General features: G+C 43.9%; 14 protein-coding genes. 5 read left to right on the top strand and 9 right to left on the bottom strand.

The window, feature by feature from the left end:
* The first annotated feature begins 288 nt into the window (after nucleotides 1-288).
* Nucleotides 289-2,622 (top strand): cation:proton antiporter, encoded by a 2,334-nt coding sequence (locus tag AC5JP1_RS09270; RefSeq protein WP_493843915.1) that lies wholly within the window; start codon nucleotides 289-291, stop codon nucleotides 2,620-2,622.
* A 155-nt stretch (nucleotides 2,623-2,777) separates the two neighbouring features.
* On the opposite strand, the gene tmk is transcribed toward AC5JP1_RS09270, so the two are convergent.
* Together tmk and mltG are read right to left on the bottom strand one after the other, a co-directional pair.
* Entirely contained in the window at nucleotides 2,778-3,494 is a 717-nt protein-coding gene (gene tmk / locus AC5JP1_RS09275) for a dTMP kinase (RefSeq protein WP_493844464.1), read from the bottom strand.
* A 94-nt stretch (nucleotides 3,495-3,588) separates the two neighbouring features.
* Nucleotides 3,589-4,878 (bottom strand): endolytic transglycosylase MltG, encoded by a 1,290-nt coding sequence (gene mltG / locus AC5JP1_RS09280; protein ID WP_493843916.1) that lies wholly within the window; start codon nucleotides 4,876-4,878, stop codon nucleotides 3,589-3,591.
* A 170-nt stretch (nucleotides 4,879-5,048) separates the two neighbouring features.
* Between mltG and AC5JP1_RS09285 the strand changes: the two genes are divergently transcribed.
* Complete coding sequence (locus tag AC5JP1_RS09285; RefSeq protein ID WP_493843917.1) at nucleotides 5,049-5,813, top strand: DpnI domain-containing protein; 765 nt, start codon at nucleotides 5,049-5,051, stop codon at nucleotides 5,811-5,813.
* Here AC5JP1_RS09285 and AC5JP1_RS09290 read toward each other — a convergent pair.
* Both AC5JP1_RS09290 and AC5JP1_RS09295 read right to left on the bottom strand, forming a co-directional pair.
* Nucleotides 5,810-6,304, bottom strand: a complete 495-nt coding sequence (locus tag AC5JP1_RS09290; protein ID WP_319052216.1) for a hypothetical protein — start codon at nucleotides 6,302-6,304, stop codon at nucleotides 5,810-5,812. The two genes, AC5JP1_RS09285 and AC5JP1_RS09290, sit on opposite strands and share 4 nt — an antisense overlap.
* Before the next feature lie 327 nt (nucleotides 6,305-6,631).
* Complete coding sequence (locus AC5JP1_RS09295) at nucleotides 6,632-7,198, bottom strand: hypothetical protein (RefSeq protein ID WP_319052217.1); 567 nt, start codon at nucleotides 7,196-7,198, stop codon at nucleotides 6,632-6,634.
* A 178-nt stretch (nucleotides 7,199-7,376) separates the two neighbouring features.
* Here AC5JP1_RS09295 and AC5JP1_RS09300 point away from each other — a divergent pair, with 178 nt between their 5' ends.
* Nucleotides 7,377-7,544 carry a DpnD/PcfM family protein gene (locus AC5JP1_RS09300; RefSeq protein WP_493843918.1) on the top strand — a complete coding sequence of 56 codons (168 nt, stop codon included), beginning with the start codon at nucleotides 7,377-7,379 and terminating at the stop codon, nucleotides 7,542-7,544.
* Between the two features lie 12 nt (nucleotides 7,545-7,556).
* On the opposite strand, the gene AC5JP1_RS09305 is transcribed toward AC5JP1_RS09300, so the two are convergent.
* A complete protein-coding gene (locus tag AC5JP1_RS09305) occupies nucleotides 7,557-8,576 on the bottom strand; it encodes an aminotransferase class IV (RefSeq protein WP_493843919.1) in 1,020 nt (339 codons plus the stop codon).
* A 3-nt stretch (nucleotides 8,577-8,579) separates the two neighbouring features.
* Nucleotides 8,580-9,245 carry a hypothetical protein gene (locus tag AC5JP1_RS09310; RefSeq protein ID WP_493843920.1) on the bottom strand — a complete coding sequence of 222 codons (666 nt, stop codon included), beginning with the start codon at nucleotides 9,243-9,245 and terminating at the stop codon, nucleotides 8,580-8,582.
* Nucleotides 9,246-9,620: 375 nt separating this feature from the next.
* On the opposite strand from AC5JP1_RS09310, the gene aroE reads away from it, so the two are divergent.
* Nucleotides 9,621-10,484: a shikimate dehydrogenase gene (gene aroE / locus AC5JP1_RS09315; protein WP_493843921.1), complete on the top strand. Its 864-nt coding sequence runs from the start codon at nucleotides 9,621-9,623 to the stop codon at nucleotides 10,482-10,484.
* Between the two features lie 63 nt (nucleotides 10,485-10,547).
* Here aroE and AC5JP1_RS09320 read toward each other — a convergent pair whose 3' ends face one another.
* Nucleotides 10,548-11,672, bottom strand: coding sequence for an FUSC family protein (locus tag AC5JP1_RS09320; RefSeq protein ID WP_493843922.1), 1,125 nt, complete (start codon nucleotides 11,670-11,672; stop codon nucleotides 10,548-10,550).
* Nucleotides 11,673-12,052: 380 nt separating this feature from the next.
* Here AC5JP1_RS09320 and AC5JP1_RS09325 point away from each other — a divergent pair, with 380 nt between their 5' ends.
* Complete coding sequence (locus AC5JP1_RS09325; protein ID WP_443525134.1) at nucleotides 12,053-13,873, top strand: acyl-CoA dehydrogenase C-terminal domain-containing protein; 1,821 nt, start codon at nucleotides 12,053-12,055, stop codon at nucleotides 13,871-13,873.
* A 115-nt stretch (nucleotides 13,874-13,988) separates the two neighbouring features.
* On the opposite strand, the gene AC5JP1_RS09330 is transcribed toward AC5JP1_RS09325, so the two are convergent.
* Nucleotides 13,989-14,363, bottom strand: a complete 375-nt coding sequence (locus tag AC5JP1_RS09330; protein WP_493843923.1) for a 5-carboxymethyl-2-hydroxymuconate Delta-isomerase — start codon at nucleotides 14,361-14,363, stop codon at nucleotides 13,989-13,991.
* A 90-nt stretch (nucleotides 14,364-14,453) separates the two neighbouring features.
* Nucleotides 14,454-14,942: a Cys-tRNA(Pro) deacylase gene (ybaK, locus tag AC5JP1_RS09335; RefSeq protein ID WP_443525131.1), complete on the bottom strand. Its 489-nt coding sequence runs from the start codon at nucleotides 14,940-14,942 to the stop codon at nucleotides 14,454-14,456.
* Between the last annotated feature and the right edge of the window lie 63 nt (nucleotides 14,943-15,005).

The raw sequence follows: 15,005 nt of genomic DNA on the forward strand, positions 1-15,005 counted from the left end.
AAAAAATATTATCGATGAGCAGTTTTATCAGGCTGACCGTCATCACCCTTGTTTTCCATCTTTTGCATTTTTAGGACAATATTATTTGTCTACAGATGCTTTTGTCTTTACTACTTTATAGTATATATATCATATCTGGCTCATGTTGTGATTCATGATTGCTATCAATGTTGTGACCCAGACAAGATAAATGCTGGTGACAACCGATTATTAGAATGAACGATGGCACTATTTTATAGTAGCTATGGATAGATATAAAATATGACAAGATTATAAAAGGATTAATTTATGGATACCGCCCTATTGCTATCCGGCGTGGTTGGGATCGGCATCGCCGCCCAATGGTTGGCTTGGTACTTAAAGCAACCGTCCATTTTATTTTTATTATTGATTGGTATTATCGTCGGTCCCGTATTAGGGATATTTGACCCTGATTTGGTATTGGGTGAGCTGATGTTCCCCTTTATCTCTCTGGGCGTCGCGATTATCTTATTTGAAGGTTCGCTGACGCTAGAGTTCGATGAGATCAAGCAGCACGGTACTGTCGTGCAAATGCTGGTATCGGTGGGTGTGCTTATCACCATCGCCATCGTAGCGCTATCGACTTACTTACTATTCGATGTTGACCCATTGATTGCCTTGCTGTTCGGGGCCCTAGTCTGTGTGACTGGTCCGACAGTCATTATGCCACTTCTGCGTAGTGTCCGCCCCAACAAAACGATATCTAATATTCTCAAATGGGAAGGTATCATCATTGACCCAATTGGTGCGATTGCCGTGGTATTGGTCTATGAATATATTATCTCAGGCGGCGAAGCCAGTAGTATTTTGCTATTTGCCAAAATCGTTGTATTGGCAACAGCACTAGGTATGGCGGGTGCTTGGTTACTAGCGTTCCTCATGCGTCGACATATGGTTCCTGAGTTTCTACGCAATGTGTTTACCCTCGCGTTTGTGCTGGTATTGTTTTCGATTTCTAACCACCTAGAGCATGAGTCCGGTCTATTGACGGTCACCGTACTGGGTGTGGCATTAGCAAACTGGCCCAAGTTCCCTCGCGAAACGATCTTGGAGTTTAACGAGTCGTTGACCGTTCTGCTTATCTCTGTTCTATTCATTATTCTGGCGGCTCGTGTCGAGTTGGCAAGCTTATTGAGCGTGGGTTTTGCAGGGCTAGTACTACTTGCTATCGTCATGTTTGTGGCACGTCCTCTATCGGTCTGGGCATCAGCTATCGGCTCAAACCTAAAGACCAACGAAAAGCTAATGATTAGCTGGATTGGACCACGTGGTATCGTTGCTGCGGCTATCTCATCACTGTTTGCGATTCGTTTGCAAGAGTATGATATTCAGGGTGTCGAGCTGCTCGTACCACTGGTGTTTATGGTCATCATCGGTACGGTCATGATTCAAGGACTGGGCGCAAAAGTAGTCGGTAACTTGCTCGGCGTACGTGAGCCTGAAACCAATGGTATTCTTATTGTCGGCTCAAATCCCATCGCTCTGTTGATTGCGACATCGCTCAAAGACCAAGGGTTTGACGTTATCGTCGCGCATAACAACTATACCAACATTGCACGCGCCCGTATGAGTGGACTGCGGACGTACTTTGGTAATCCTATCTCCGATCATGCCGATCATCATCTCGATCTTATCGGTATTGGTCGCTTGTTTGCCATGAGTATGGATAAAGAGATGAATACGTTGTCCGAAATTCATTATCGTCATGAATTCGGAGAGCGTAAGCTATACCGTCTCAAATTCAGTGATGAAAAAGTTAGAAGTGAGCGTGACGACAAGCAATCAAATTTTCACTCGCAGTGGCTATTTGGCAAAGATGTGACGTATACCAAACTTGCTAGTATGCTGTCCAAAAAAGCTCGAATCAAGATTACCAACATTACTGACAGTTATAGCTTTGAGCAGTATAAAGCGGATAACAAACAGTTCGTGCCGCTATATACAATAGACAAAGAAGGCAAGCTACATGTCATCACTGATAAATTTGACGGTACGGTACCTCGTGATCGTAAGCTTATCTCACTGGTCGTGGATGACGAAGTACAGCCAAAACCTGTCGATGTGACCGCTAAGCAAGAGCAAGCACGCATGGCAGCTGACGCTAACTTTGAATCGAGTTCAAAAGCGCCTGAAAAACGCAAAGAGAAAGAACTAAGCGGTGATAGTACTCCAAAAGTTGTGCCAGAGACTCCGATGGAGACTACCGAAAGCACTGAGAAAAATACGGCTACTCAGTCATCAACAGTTCAGGATAGTAACGTGGACAAGTCCTCTACTATTACGCCAGTAGCGACTGAGGATACAGATGTGGAGCAAAAAACAGCCTCTACCAGCTCTACTAATAATGCTCATACAGGTGTGATGTCCGCAAACTCAACAGCAACTTCAAAGACGAAGAGCTCTACTCACAGTAATGGTAACGGCAACGCGCCCAAAAACAAGAAAGGCGCACTTGATCCCAATCGTCTTCCTGATTCTGGTCAAGACAATGCGACTAATACGACTGCCAAAGCTGATACTAGTACTGGCACCGATACTTCTGTCACTGTTGAAAAACCAGCAGAGCAAAGTGAGCTAACTGATAAAAATAGTAATAAATGACATCTGTAGCTGTTTCACTGCTAATGCCATAGTCCGTTAAATAATAAACGTTGATTCATAAAAAGCCCCAGCTATATGCTGGGGCTTTTTGTTTTTATCACATCTGATGGAGCATCAGCGCTACTAACAAGATAGAACCGATCAATCAGACCTGATTATTCTATAGCGAACCTTTCTGTGACGGTTTGCCATATGCGAGCACTCACCTCATCTGCGCTGCCTAATGCATCGATACGCTGTATACGTTCAGGATGCGAGCTTGCAAGTTGGCTAAAGCCATTATGTACCCAAGTAAAAAACGTCATTGCCTGCTGCTCAAAGCGATCGGCTGTACTGCGCTTATTGGCGCGCGCCATGCCTTCTGCTACTGGCAAATCAAGCCACAACGTTAGCTCAGGCAATTGCGTTACGAACTGAGCGATTAGCGTCTCAATCTTGGTTAGCATTACCTTATCACCATGCGCCCGTCCGAACCCTTGATAGGCAATAGTAGAGTCCGTAAATCTATCACAGATGACCCATATGCCCTGTTGTAGTGCAGGCATGATGACTCGCTGAATATGATCACAGCGCGCCGCGAACAGCAGCAGCAGCTCTGTATCATCCTCAATCTTAGTGGCAGGGTCTAGCAACATATCACGCAGGCGCTCAGCAAACGGACTACCACCTGGCTCGCGCGTACGTAGATATTCAATGCCGCTGTTCTCTAGTCGCACGCACAGTTGCTCAATGGCGGTGGTCTTACCTACGCCTTCCGTTCCTTCAAAACTGATGAACCGTCCTATACTAGGTGTACTAGTAGTCTGTATAGCGTCGGGGCTGATGAGGTTCGATGATGCTTTGCTGGTATGTGGTGGTGTGCTGATACTCATAGATACTGACATGATATGACCTTATGTCATGGATGAGCGCTATAGTTAATTTATAGCGCTCAATAAACGATAAGTTTTATAAAATAGAGGGTATTTATTGCGGCGGTGTTTGAGATTTTTTCTCACGCATGACGCTTAGATAGTCTTTTACCGCTTGGTTGTGCTCAGCCAGACTATTGGTAAATTTGTGTCCGCCGTTACCTGTCGCCACAAAGTAGAGCGCTTCGCTGTCGGCAGGATGCAGTGTTGCTTCGATAGAAGCAGCAGAAGGCAGTGCAATAGGGGTTGGTGGTAAACCGTCAATTTGATACGTGTTATACGAGGTCTTTTCATCGATGTCGCGGCGGCGAATATTACCATCATAGCGACTGCCCATCCCGTAGATAATGGTCGGATCCGTTTGCATACGCATGTTTTTGTTCAGACGATTTCTGAACACCGCAGAGACCAGCTCGCGTTCTTCAGGTACGCTGGTTTCTTTTTCGATGATAGAGGCCATCACTAGCGCCTCATAGGGACTCTTATAAGGTAGATCCGGTGCGCGATTTTCCCACGCCTCAGTAAGGGCTTGCTGCTGGCGTTTGTATAGGTCAGTAAGGACTTTTTTGTCGCTGGTACCTTCACCATAGTAATACGTATCAGGAGCAAACCAACCTTCAAGATTGTAATTAACAATTGGGTCGCTGCTACTTGTCACGGCATCTGGCAGTATGCTTGTCAGATCCAGTGCTTGTGCAATACTGGCATTATCACTGTCTGCGGTCAGTACTTCTTTTTTGATATTGTCATTATCCCGTAGCGTTTGGTACAAATCTTTTGACGTTTTGCCTTCGATGATTTGTACCTTTACCATAGCCGCTTTTGCGCCCTGCTCTAATATTTGCAGTGCTTCCGCAATGGTTGGGTTTTCAGGCAGCTGATAAATACCGGCGTGCAATGGGGCGTCAACTTGTGACTTAATATACAGCTTGGCGACGCTGGCCGAAAATAGCGGAATCTGGTTTTGCCACTGCGGCAGCAAACCATAGTAAGTCTGACCTTGGTCGATGGTGACCATTTGCTGCGGCTGCTCGATACGACCGAACAGTGTCTGATAGACCATGACTAAGAAAAACGCAGCAATAAGTCCCAACACCAGCAGTACTTGATAACCACGCTGCATAAAAAACGAGGGGTTATTGACTTTGTATTGGCGCGGTTTACTGTCACCACTGATGAGTGAGACGTTGGTTGCTGGCGTTGCAGATGTGTCCTTTACCCCATCTACCACGGTTTGATCGTCCGGTAACGTGGTATCGACACGCTCCTCAACTGTGCCATCTTGTTTATTCGATGGCGTCTCATTGGGACGTTCAGGTGGTGTACTGGGTGTAGGCTTGCTCATGGCAACTCGCGAGGCAGATGTTTGCTAGAATTTAGCACTGAACTGTGCGATTTTCAATGGTATTTGCTTAGCTTATCGATTATCTTGCTACTAGTGCTTATTTACGTGACCCAATTTGTATGCTTTTTCACTGGTATTTTTAGCTTATCTATTAATGATGACAAACTCCTATGAATTTACATTTCAATAAAAGCCTCGTCAAAAACTATACTTCTAAAGCACAGATTATTCGTGTGCTCAGTGAGGGATGGGTAAAAGAAAATGGGTACTGTCCCAGCTGTAACGAGCAGCCTTTGAATGAATTTACGAACAACAGGCCAGTTGCTGATTTTTATTGCGAAAACTGTCATGAGCAATATGAGCTCAAAAGTAAAAAAGCCAAGTTAAGCAATGTTGTCAATGATGGCGCTTATAAGACGATGATTGAGCGTATCAATAGTAAGGATAACCCCAGCTTCTTCTTTTTGACCTACTCAAAGGAATACAGCGTCAATAATTTTCTGATTATTCCCAAGCATTTCTTTACGCCCAATATTATTGTTAAGCGTAAACCCTTATCAGTGACGGCAAAACGAGCAGGTTGGGTTGGTTGTAATATCGACTTACGCCAAGTACCCGAATCGGGCAAAGTATTCTTGGTCAAAAACCAGCAAGTTATACCGCGTGAAAATGTCACCCAACAGTTCCAAAAGACTTTATTTCTACACAAACAATCTATGGCTTCACGCGGTTGGACACTCGATGTCTGGCAATGTATCGACCGACTCGATGTCAGTTTTTCTCTCAATCAGGTCTATGCTTTTGCTAATGAGTTGCAGCTCAAACACCCTGAAAACAACCATGTAAAAGATAAAATTCGCCAACAGTTACAAGTATTACGAGATAAAGGCATTATTGAATTTATAAGCCGTGGTCACTATCGAAAGTTATACTAAGAACACTTATCATCCCATAATGGTAAACCTTTGGCAGCAACCAAACGACCGTAAAACTTATGAGGAGGGTAATCTAGCTCTAGCTCATCATTTACTTTGAAAAAGTGTTTCACATTGCCATCGAGACAGGTATAAGCTCGATTTTTTACCTGTTTATTCCAGCTCATTAACAGCCCTAACGGAGTGCGAGAAGCTTTAGTAAAAGCTTGTCTTTCGGTTGTGATTGCACACATCACAGTATCTTCATGAAACTGCTTATCTAAACCTTGTTCAATGACTTCTTGACGGGTATGCGCATACTTAAACACACTTCCAAATGCTGTGTATTTTTTATCTTTCTTAGAATAAACAATACTAAATGCTATCTGTGAATAACAAGGTAAGTGAATTATTTCATCAGGGTCTCTTTTCGCTGCATAGCAAACTTTATTAAATATCATCAATCTACGAACTTGTAGTGGAATTCGTTGATCTTCATATGTAGTACGCATTTATTATCCCCTGTTAGATAGTATTGGATAGAATGCAATCATTGATCGATTAACATCAGTACGCAATACTCATTAACAAAAGACGATCAATTATGAAGAACGTTGTTGGAGATATGCATCACTCAATAGATTTCTTGCGAAAATACCAGTGCATTAACTTCAGTTGACGGAGCCGCAAAGGCTAGTGATGATTTATGTAAGAAGGCTGATACGTCATATAAACACAGTATCAAGATCATCATATTATAGCCGCTAAATTTATTAGCAGCTATGACTATGAGTAGTAACTTAATTATGAGTCTCGTATAACATAGTAATTATTTCGAACTATAACAGACGCCTTTCATTATAACGTTCAGGTTTAGGTTCTCCTTGATTGTCACGGTATACATCTGCAATTAACTCATCTCTATCATCCCATAGTGGCAGACGAGCTGTCGCAACTAGACGGTCATGAAACTTATGCGGTGGATAATCAGAATCAATTTCATCATTTATCCGAAAAAAAACCTCTTCACGATAGTCAACATAAGCATGCATTCTATTCTTTACATATTTATTCCAATACCACACTAATTGTATAGGTGTACTAGCTGGGCGAGTGAACTGTTTTAGATTAACAGTCAGCGCACACTTTACTGGCTCGTCATTAGGAAAAACGCGAATACGTTGCTCAATAACTTCTTCGGGTGTTTGTGCATACTCAAACACACCACCAAAGGCTATAAATTTCTTAAAATCCTTTAGGTACATAACTCCGAGTGATAACTGAGTAAATCTTGATAAATGAATAATTTCATCAGGTTCTTTCTTCGCTAATTTACAGATTTCATCAAAAATCATCAAACGACGGATTTGTAACGGGATACTTTCATCTTCATAAACTTCGTACATTGGCTTATCTCCTTACCTTATTAGATAAGTAGCATTGATCGATTTGCTTTGTGGCACAAGCCTGCGTAACAAAAGACGATCACTTCTTTTGAGGGCTTTTGCTAATCTAGTTGGCATTGATGACTAAAGTTATTTGTGAGAAATGGAAGTGAATACGACAAGAAAAGATGAGAAAGCGATGCAAAAATTCCAAATAGAGATTGTCGAAACATCAAGTAATATCGTGGAAATCGTCGCAGAAGATAAACAAAGTGCGCTTTTAAAAGCGCAAGAGATGTATAGCAGTGAGCAAGTGGTTTTATATCCTGATGACTTCGTTGATACCCAATTCAATATTTTTCAATAACAGCTAGGTAGATTAAAAATCTACAACATCACCTGACAGTAACGTCAGGCTAGTCATTGGCATGATACCGCGCAGTGCATTGCAAAAGAATAACTGCGTGACTCTAGGCAAATCTTCATCTGATAACGACCGTATCACCACTGGATATTGCGTCGTGGATAGAGCATCGATAATTACCTGACGCATAATACCAGCAACGCCCGATTGAGTCATAGAAGGCGTGTACCATTGACCGCTGGTTAGATAATGACCTTGGGCTAGAGAGCTGTCACCCACCTCATGACTGTTGGAGGATTTCTTGGACTCTGATATTGGCTTATCTGCCAATTGATAAAATACATTACTCATCGTACCCTCGACCCACTGCCCGCTCATATCACGTAGCAGCCCTTCGCCAAGCGTTACCGCAAGTTTAGAGGCCAATGGCTCAGATTTTATCTGCTGTAGCTCACCACTGGCCAGGACATTGTCTAAACGATTAAGACTCTTGAGACCTGCCAGCGGTGGCGGTAAGCAAGCAATTTGCGAAGACAAACATATTGCCGAGGCATGAGGTTGGATGGGTACCAAACTCCCATCAGGCAAGGACAGTTGCAGCGCAGTAGAAACTCTCATGACCGTAGCCTTTAGCCATATCTCACAGTCGTTACCATTTGCATTAGGTGTATAACCATAACCGCGCACATCCTGCGCAGCGCGGGTGACTACGAGTTTTAGCATACCCTGCTCTAATTGCTGGGCATACAGTTGCAGTACTGCTAATAACGCTTCGCTGTTTATATTTAACTGCAAGGCGTCAGCATGAGAGACGAGCCGCTGATAATGATAGTCTGACCACAGTATCAACCCATCGATGACGCCCATGGTAGTAAAAAATCCATCACCATATGCCAGTCCGCGATTATCTAGAGACACCGTCACCGTTTGGCTAGTCGACCGATTATCTTCGGTCACACTATTATCTTCGGTCAAACTGCTGTCTTGTGGATACAGACATACCCAGCCATTCGGTACTGACGTCGTATCTATCATAGTTTAGCTATCGTCTGTTTGGGCATCAGATTTATTGATGACCAGCATACAGCTATAAAACTCGCATTTCGCCAGTTCTACTTTTTGTCCGCCAACGACTCTGTTTTTGACGATTTGACCATTGAGCATTTCACCGACCAGTTTGCCACCTTCATCACTCATCAGTTGTCGCGATAGCTGGTAGGCTTTTTTGGCATGGTTTTGACTCAGCTCTTTTTCGTTGTCAGAGTCGGTAGGGTTGGCATAATACCAGCCAAGCTCTAGATACTTTTCAGAATCGATAATATCCAGATAAGGCGCATCTGTCTTCATAAAGCGGTATTTGGTCGCAGGGTTACTGGCATAGTCTAGGCTATTTTCATCCGTGCTCATCACCTCACCGAACGCCGACTGGATACCATTGAGCTCATTGACACTGATCGGCTCTACCGTATCAGCGCCCCATGCCGAGACGTCATATTTTACTGGCGTGCCTTGCTGGGCAGCTGCCGTATCCGTGTCAGAATTATCAGTCGTATTGGCTGGTGCGTCAGTGACTGTCTGCTCGCTACTCTCAGCATTTGCTTCTGGATTTTGAGTATCGTCTTTGGTGCTATCACAGCCACTTAATGACACACTAACCGCCATTATCGTACCAACTAGCAGGGTCTGAAGGTTATGATTCCACATGGGTTGTTTACTCACACTTTTAAATTAGTCTCAAAATGACATTACCGAGCTGACACAGATGCCACCGATAACGAAGAATTTTTAATAAATAATGTATTTAATAAAAGTTATAACCTTACAATCATTAGAGCATATTAATTAACATATAATCCATAGTTTACCCAACTGCTCATTGCTTGACTACCTTTTACGTTACGCATAGTAGTCTTGGAGAGTACATATTTGTTAAAGCATTAATCCTTTAATATTACTGGCTAATGACTTATTTTTGGTTGACCCTTCGGTTTGTCAATCATCATTTTATCGCTTATGATGATTGGTCGTGACTGACGGCTTGTTTGATGAGCCTTGCCCCTTTTAGATAACGGACTATTTATGACTCAACACTTCATCGTCATTGGCAATCCCATTGCCCATAGTAAATCTCCAGCAATTCACGAGCAGTTTGCGCGACAAGTAGGGGCAGATATCAGCTACCAGCGTCAGTACTGTCCAGCTGACGATGCCAGTTTTATCGCTGTCGTTGAGGCGTTTTTTTGTGGTGGCGGCGTGGGTGCTAATGTAACTGTCCCTTTTAAACAGACGGCTTATAATCTGTGCACAGCGCGTGGTGGTCTATCAGATCATGCCAAGACAGCAGGCGCAGTCAATACCTTGCTGATAGACAAAGCATTAGTTGCAAAAGGCGCGTCGATAACAGAGGCGATATACGGTGATAATACAGATGGGCAAGGACTCGTCAATCATATCGTAAGCTTGGACTGGCCACTGGCTGATGCTCGTGTTGCACTCATTGGGGCGGGTGGCGCTGCACGCGGTGTTATACTGCCACTGATTGAAGCAGGTATTGACACCCTTACCATTGCCAATCGTACCGTGAGTAAAGCAACTGATTTAATAAAAGAGCTAAGTGACGCCAGTCCAATCATTGCAGCAAAGCAAATTGAGAGCTGTGCTACTAGTGAATTGAGCGGTACCTTTGATATTATTATCAATGCTACCTCTATTGGCTTGTCAGGTGATACCTTACCGCTGGATAATAATCTAAACTGCCAGTACGCTTATGACATGATGTATGGACGCGCGCTACCGTTTTTACAGCATTTCGCGGCGCGTGATACGCAAGTATCAGAAGGCTACGGTATGCTCATCGGACAAGCGGCTCTGAGTTTTGACCGCTGGACGGGTCATACTATCGATGTCGCTAAAGCCACAAAAGCATTGATCCAAAAATCATAATGAATACCGCCCATGATTAATGACTACTGACTAAACGAGCGATATCAAAAACACTGCTGCTTTTTATGCACCAAAACGCAGCAGCAACCAGTTCTCAAAACGCCGTAGTGGCACGCGTAGCCGCGTAGAATGTATCGCCAAACCGCCGCTCAATCCAATCGCACAGCCAAGCGCCGTATCAATCATACGTGCATTGATGACCTCGCTCGCCACTGGCGGCACAAGCATCGTGCTGCCATACTCTGCGATAAATATCGTCAACGGTGTGATAAAAATCACCGCTAGTCCGTAATGCCGATCGACAAACGACTCAATCAAAAACATCATAGCTAGTATCGCTACAGCAACACCCCACATCGATAGTCCCCAAGACAGCATCCAGTTTGCGACCGCCATCCCAACCAATGTACCTAGCAAGCGATGCAACTGCTTAATCCACATGGTCCGTAACTGCATGCCTTGGATAATGATAAAACAACTCATCGCCGCCCAGTATGGATAAGGCATATCTAACAGTACCGCTATCACCAATGCCAAACTGACAAAACTTACGACAATGAGACTATCACTAATCGTATCTGGCTCATAGCGATAGCTAGGTGCAGGGGCGATAGGACGTGTAGCGAGTAGAAATAATGTATAGAGCAGCGCTAACAGCATCGAAGACCCGCTGCCCAACAGCACAAGTCCTATGGCTGATAGGGTTTGGTCTATCGGCACAGGAATAAACAGCGCAATAGCACCTGCCATTAACACAAACAGTCCTGCTGGTGGTGGCTGCCGATAATAGCGACCTAGCATCACAACACTAAGAGCAATGAGCATAAATACAGGGAGTCTGAGCACAGGCAATTGCTGCGCCATGAGTCCCAGTGCAAAACTGAGTATCATGGCAAACCCCCAAGCCATCACCGTCACCAATCGATAAGGTAATGTACCAGCCAATGGCAAGTTTAGAATAATCATCGACCCTAATGACGCTTTTATACCAGAGGCCAAGTCACCAAAATAAGCCCCCACAAACACCGGAAAGCTAATAGCAATAGCCATAATAATAGGCATGTGCCACGGTCTTTGGCTACGATTGATGGTGAGTAGATGCCCCAGCTCTCCATCAATAAGCAGTTTTATGCGAGTGAATAGCGCGGACCACCACGACCCTTGTTTTTGCTGTTCTGACTCACTCATAAAAGGCTTTCCTCATTTATTAAATCTACTTATCTTCGACCTTTTACCCATAGAGATAGTCCATTACAGACGGCTTTAAATATATATATCGCTCACACCTAATAACTAAATATAATTAATAAAACATTAAAACATGAATAATAGTTATTAGTTGTATATTTGTTGCCCTATAAGATTTATAATCATATCAACGCCATAACAGCTGACGCTTAACAAGGACGTCTTACTTACCCTCACAACGGACTTGCTGTTTATTACCAGTCCATATGACGACCTATAGTGTCTATCTCACTTAAAATAAGCAAATATCGCTGACATGCATTTTGACTCGAATACTGCGTCGTAAGTCTATGATAGCGAACCAACCAAAGAGAGCGATTATGTTAACTTACAAAGCACCTTTACGTGATATCAAATTTTTGATTAATGATGTATTTGATTATCAGACTCATTACAAAAGCTTAGACAACGGCGAAAACGCTGACCCTGAAACTATCGATATGATTCTACAAGGTATGGCTGACTTTGCTGAAAACGTCATTGCGCCTCTCTACCAATCAGGTGGTGAAGAAGGCTGTCATTTCGAAGATGGTGTAGTGACTACGCCAAAAGGTTTCAAAGAAGCTTATGACCAGTTTGTAGAAGGTGGCTGGCAAGGTATCTCATACCCTGAAGAGTTTGGTGGTATGAATTTGCCAACCTCAATCAACCTTATCAAAGCTGAGATGATCGGTACTGCTAACTGGTCGTGGTCGATGTACCCTGGTCTATCAACGGGTTGTATCAACACGTTGCTACAGTACGGTACAGATGAGCAAAAAGCGCTTTATTTGCCAAAACTGGTCGAAGGCTCATGGGCAGGTACCATGTGTTTGACTGAGCCACAGTGTGGTACCGATTTGGGTCAGGTAAAATCAAAAGCAATCCCGCAAGAAGACGGTACATACAAAGTCAGCGGCACCAAAATCTTTATCTCAAGCGGTGAGCATGACTTAACAGATAACATCGTCCATATTGTTCTAGCACGTCTACCAAATGCACCAGAAGGCACACGCGGTATCTCATTATTCATCGTACCTAAGTTCATGCCGAATGCTGAAGGTGAAGCTGGCGAGCGTAATGCCGTAGTTTGTGGTTCAATCGAACACAAAATGGGCATCAGCGCATCATCGACTTGTGTATTGAACTTTGATGGTGCGACAGGCTATCTGATTGGCGAGCCGCACAAAGGCCTAAAAGCCATGTTTACATTCATGAACACGGCTCGTATCGGTACGGGTATCCAGGGTCTAGCGCATACTGAGCTGTCTTTCCAAAATGCACTGCCTTATGCCAAAGAACGCCGCTCAATGCGTACGTTATCAGGTACTAAAGATCCTGAGAAAGTAGCTGATGCAATCATCCATCATGCTGATGTACGCCGTATGCTACTGACACAAAAAGCCTTTGCCGAAGGCGGCCGCTCAATGATTTATCATTCAGCACGCTACGCTGATAAAATGGCTCAAGGTATCGTCAATGGCGATGATGAAGAATTCGAAAAATGGGATGACAAGCTAGGCTTCTACACGCCAATCCTAAAAGGCTTCTTAACTGAGCTGGGTATCGAAGCTGCCAAGCATGGTCAGCAAGTCTATGGCGGTCACGGCTACATCAAAGAATGGGGCATGGAGATGATCGCTCGTGATGCTCGTATTGCGACGATGTACGAAGGTACTACTGGCGTACAAGCACTTGATCTACTAGGTCGTAAGGTTATCTTACAGTCTAAAGGTAAGATTATCCGTGACTACACGTCAAGCATCATGAAATGGTGTGGCGAGTATGCACTTGATAAAGAAATGCGTAAATTTGTTTGGGCACTGACCAAACTATGTGCTGAGTGGAACACGCTAACAGTACGCTTGATGTTGATGGCACGTAAAGATCGTGAAATCATCTCAGCCGCGTCAGAAGACTTCTTGATGTACTCAGGCTACGTGATGATGGGTTACCATTGGGCGCGTATGGCAGCTGTCGCTTATGACAAGCTTGAAAATGGTGGTACAGAAGCACCAGAATTCTACAAGGCTAAAATTCAAACCGCTGAATTCTACTTTGATAAGCTGTTGCCTCGTACGTCAGGCCATGCTGAAGCGATGGTCGCACCTAGCGAAAGCATGACCGCAATGGATATCGAACACTTTTCGTTCCTAGATTAAGATTGTACTGATAAGCCATAAAAAAGCGCCTATCATTTAGGCGCTTTTTTATGCTTAATTAAAAACACGCTATACATCGTATTCCATACAATAGATTTGAAAAGTATAACCGCCGTTAGCTGCCTAGCATCTTCTTGTGATACACCGCACTAATCTCTTCGACTTCCACACATATCTGCAGGGCTGCACGTCCCGACTGCTCTGCGCCTATTTTTTCTTCGATAGTAGCAACCAATAGCTCAGCCAACTGGTCACGAGTGGCCATATCACGTCCGCTCATCAGCTTTAGGTGCGCATAAATAAATCCATTGGCCTGCTCATCGTCTTCAATACCTACCAAAAATGTCTCCATAGGTATGATACGTGCCTTGATATCAGCAGGTTGTTTGAACTGTCCACTGTCCCACAGCGCTTTGTTTAGCGATTTGAGCAATGACTCTTCGTGAGCGATACGAACGTTTGGCGTGACTTGAAGGGTTAAATGCGGCATGAGTACATCCTTAGATATAGAGAAATTAATAAATAAATTGGCTCATCAGTTTACGCGTTCTGCCTGACAGCCGTAAAATATTTATTGATATTATTCATCAGTAATCGCACTAAAACAGGCATCAAGTGTCTGAGCCAATTGTACGGGTGGCAGCTCAATCTCTAAACCGCGACGACCACCGCTGACATAGATGGTTAACTGATCTTGAGCCGTGCTATCTATCACTGTCTTCAGGCGCTTTTTTTGTCCTAAAGGACTGACGCCGCCCAGTACATAGCCCGTGCTGCGCTCGACTTGTTTTGGGTCAGCCATCTGTACTTTTTTGCAGGACAGCAATTTATTGGCAGATAACGCCTTGGCCATTTTTTTAAAATTAAGCGTTTTGTCTACTGGCAGTATCGCGACAGCAAGCACATCGCTATCCGTTGATACAACCAATGTCTTAAACACTTGTGTCGCATCCACGCCAAGCTTTTCTGCAGCTTCTAGTCCAAACGATGGGGCATGGCTGTCGTGAGTATATTCGTGTACTTGATAATCAAGACCACGTTTTTTGGCAAGGTCGATAGCTGGCGTCATAGGATTTAGGCTTAGTATAGTGAAGTTAAAAAGTAGAAGACACATATGTTTATCATATCTGTC

Source organism: Psychrobacter sp. H29, assembly GCF_059073055.1.

Bases quoted from the DNA above. Each gene is read 5' to 3' on its own strand.
- AC5JP1_RS09270 (WP_493843915.1), top strand. From the start codon at position 289: ATGGATACCGCCCTATTGCTATCCGGCGTGGTTGGGATCGGCATCGCC.
- tmk (WP_493844464.1), bottom strand. From the start codon at position 3,494: ATGAGTATCAGCACACCACCACATACCAGCAAAGCATCATCGAACCTC.
- mltG (WP_493843916.1), bottom strand. From the start codon at position 4,878: ATGAGCAAGCCTACACCCAGTACACCACCTGAACGTCCCAATGAGACG.
- AC5JP1_RS09285 (WP_493843917.1), top strand. From the start codon at position 5,049: ATGAATTTACATTTCAATAAAAGCCTCGTCAAAAACTATACTTCTAAA.
- AC5JP1_RS09290 (WP_319052216.1), bottom strand. From the start codon at position 6,304: ATGCGTACTACATATGAAGATCAACGAATTCCACTACAAGTTCGTAGA.
- AC5JP1_RS09295 (WP_319052217.1), bottom strand. From the start codon at position 7,198: ATGTACGAAGTTTATGAAGATGAAAGTATCCCGTTACAAATCCGTCGT.
- AC5JP1_RS09300 (WP_493843918.1), top strand. From the start codon at position 7,377: ATGCAAAAATTCCAAATAGAGATTGTCGAAACATCAAGTAATATCGTG.
- AC5JP1_RS09305 (WP_493843919.1), bottom strand. From the start codon at position 8,576: ATGATAGATACGACGTCAGTACCGAATGGCTGGGTATGTCTGTATCCA.
- AC5JP1_RS09310 (WP_493843920.1), bottom strand. From the start codon at position 9,245: ATGTGGAATCATAACCTTCAGACCCTGCTAGTTGGTACGATAATGGCG.
- aroE (WP_493843921.1), top strand. From the start codon at position 9,621: ATGACTCAACACTTCATCGTCATTGGCAATCCCATTGCCCATAGTAAA.
- AC5JP1_RS09320 (WP_493843922.1), bottom strand. From the start codon at position 11,672: ATGAGTGAGTCAGAACAGCAAAAACAAGGGTCGTGGTGGTCCGCGCTA.
- AC5JP1_RS09325 (WP_443525134.1), top strand. From the start codon at position 12,053: ATGTTAACTTACAAAGCACCTTTACGTGATATCAAATTTTTGATTAAT.
- AC5JP1_RS09330 (WP_493843923.1), bottom strand. From the start codon at position 14,363: ATGCCGCATTTAACCCTTCAAGTCACGCCAAACGTTCGTATCGCTCAC.
- ybaK (WP_443525131.1), bottom strand. From the start codon at position 14,942: ATGACGCCAGCTATCGACCTTGCCAAAAAACGTGGTCTTGATTATCAA.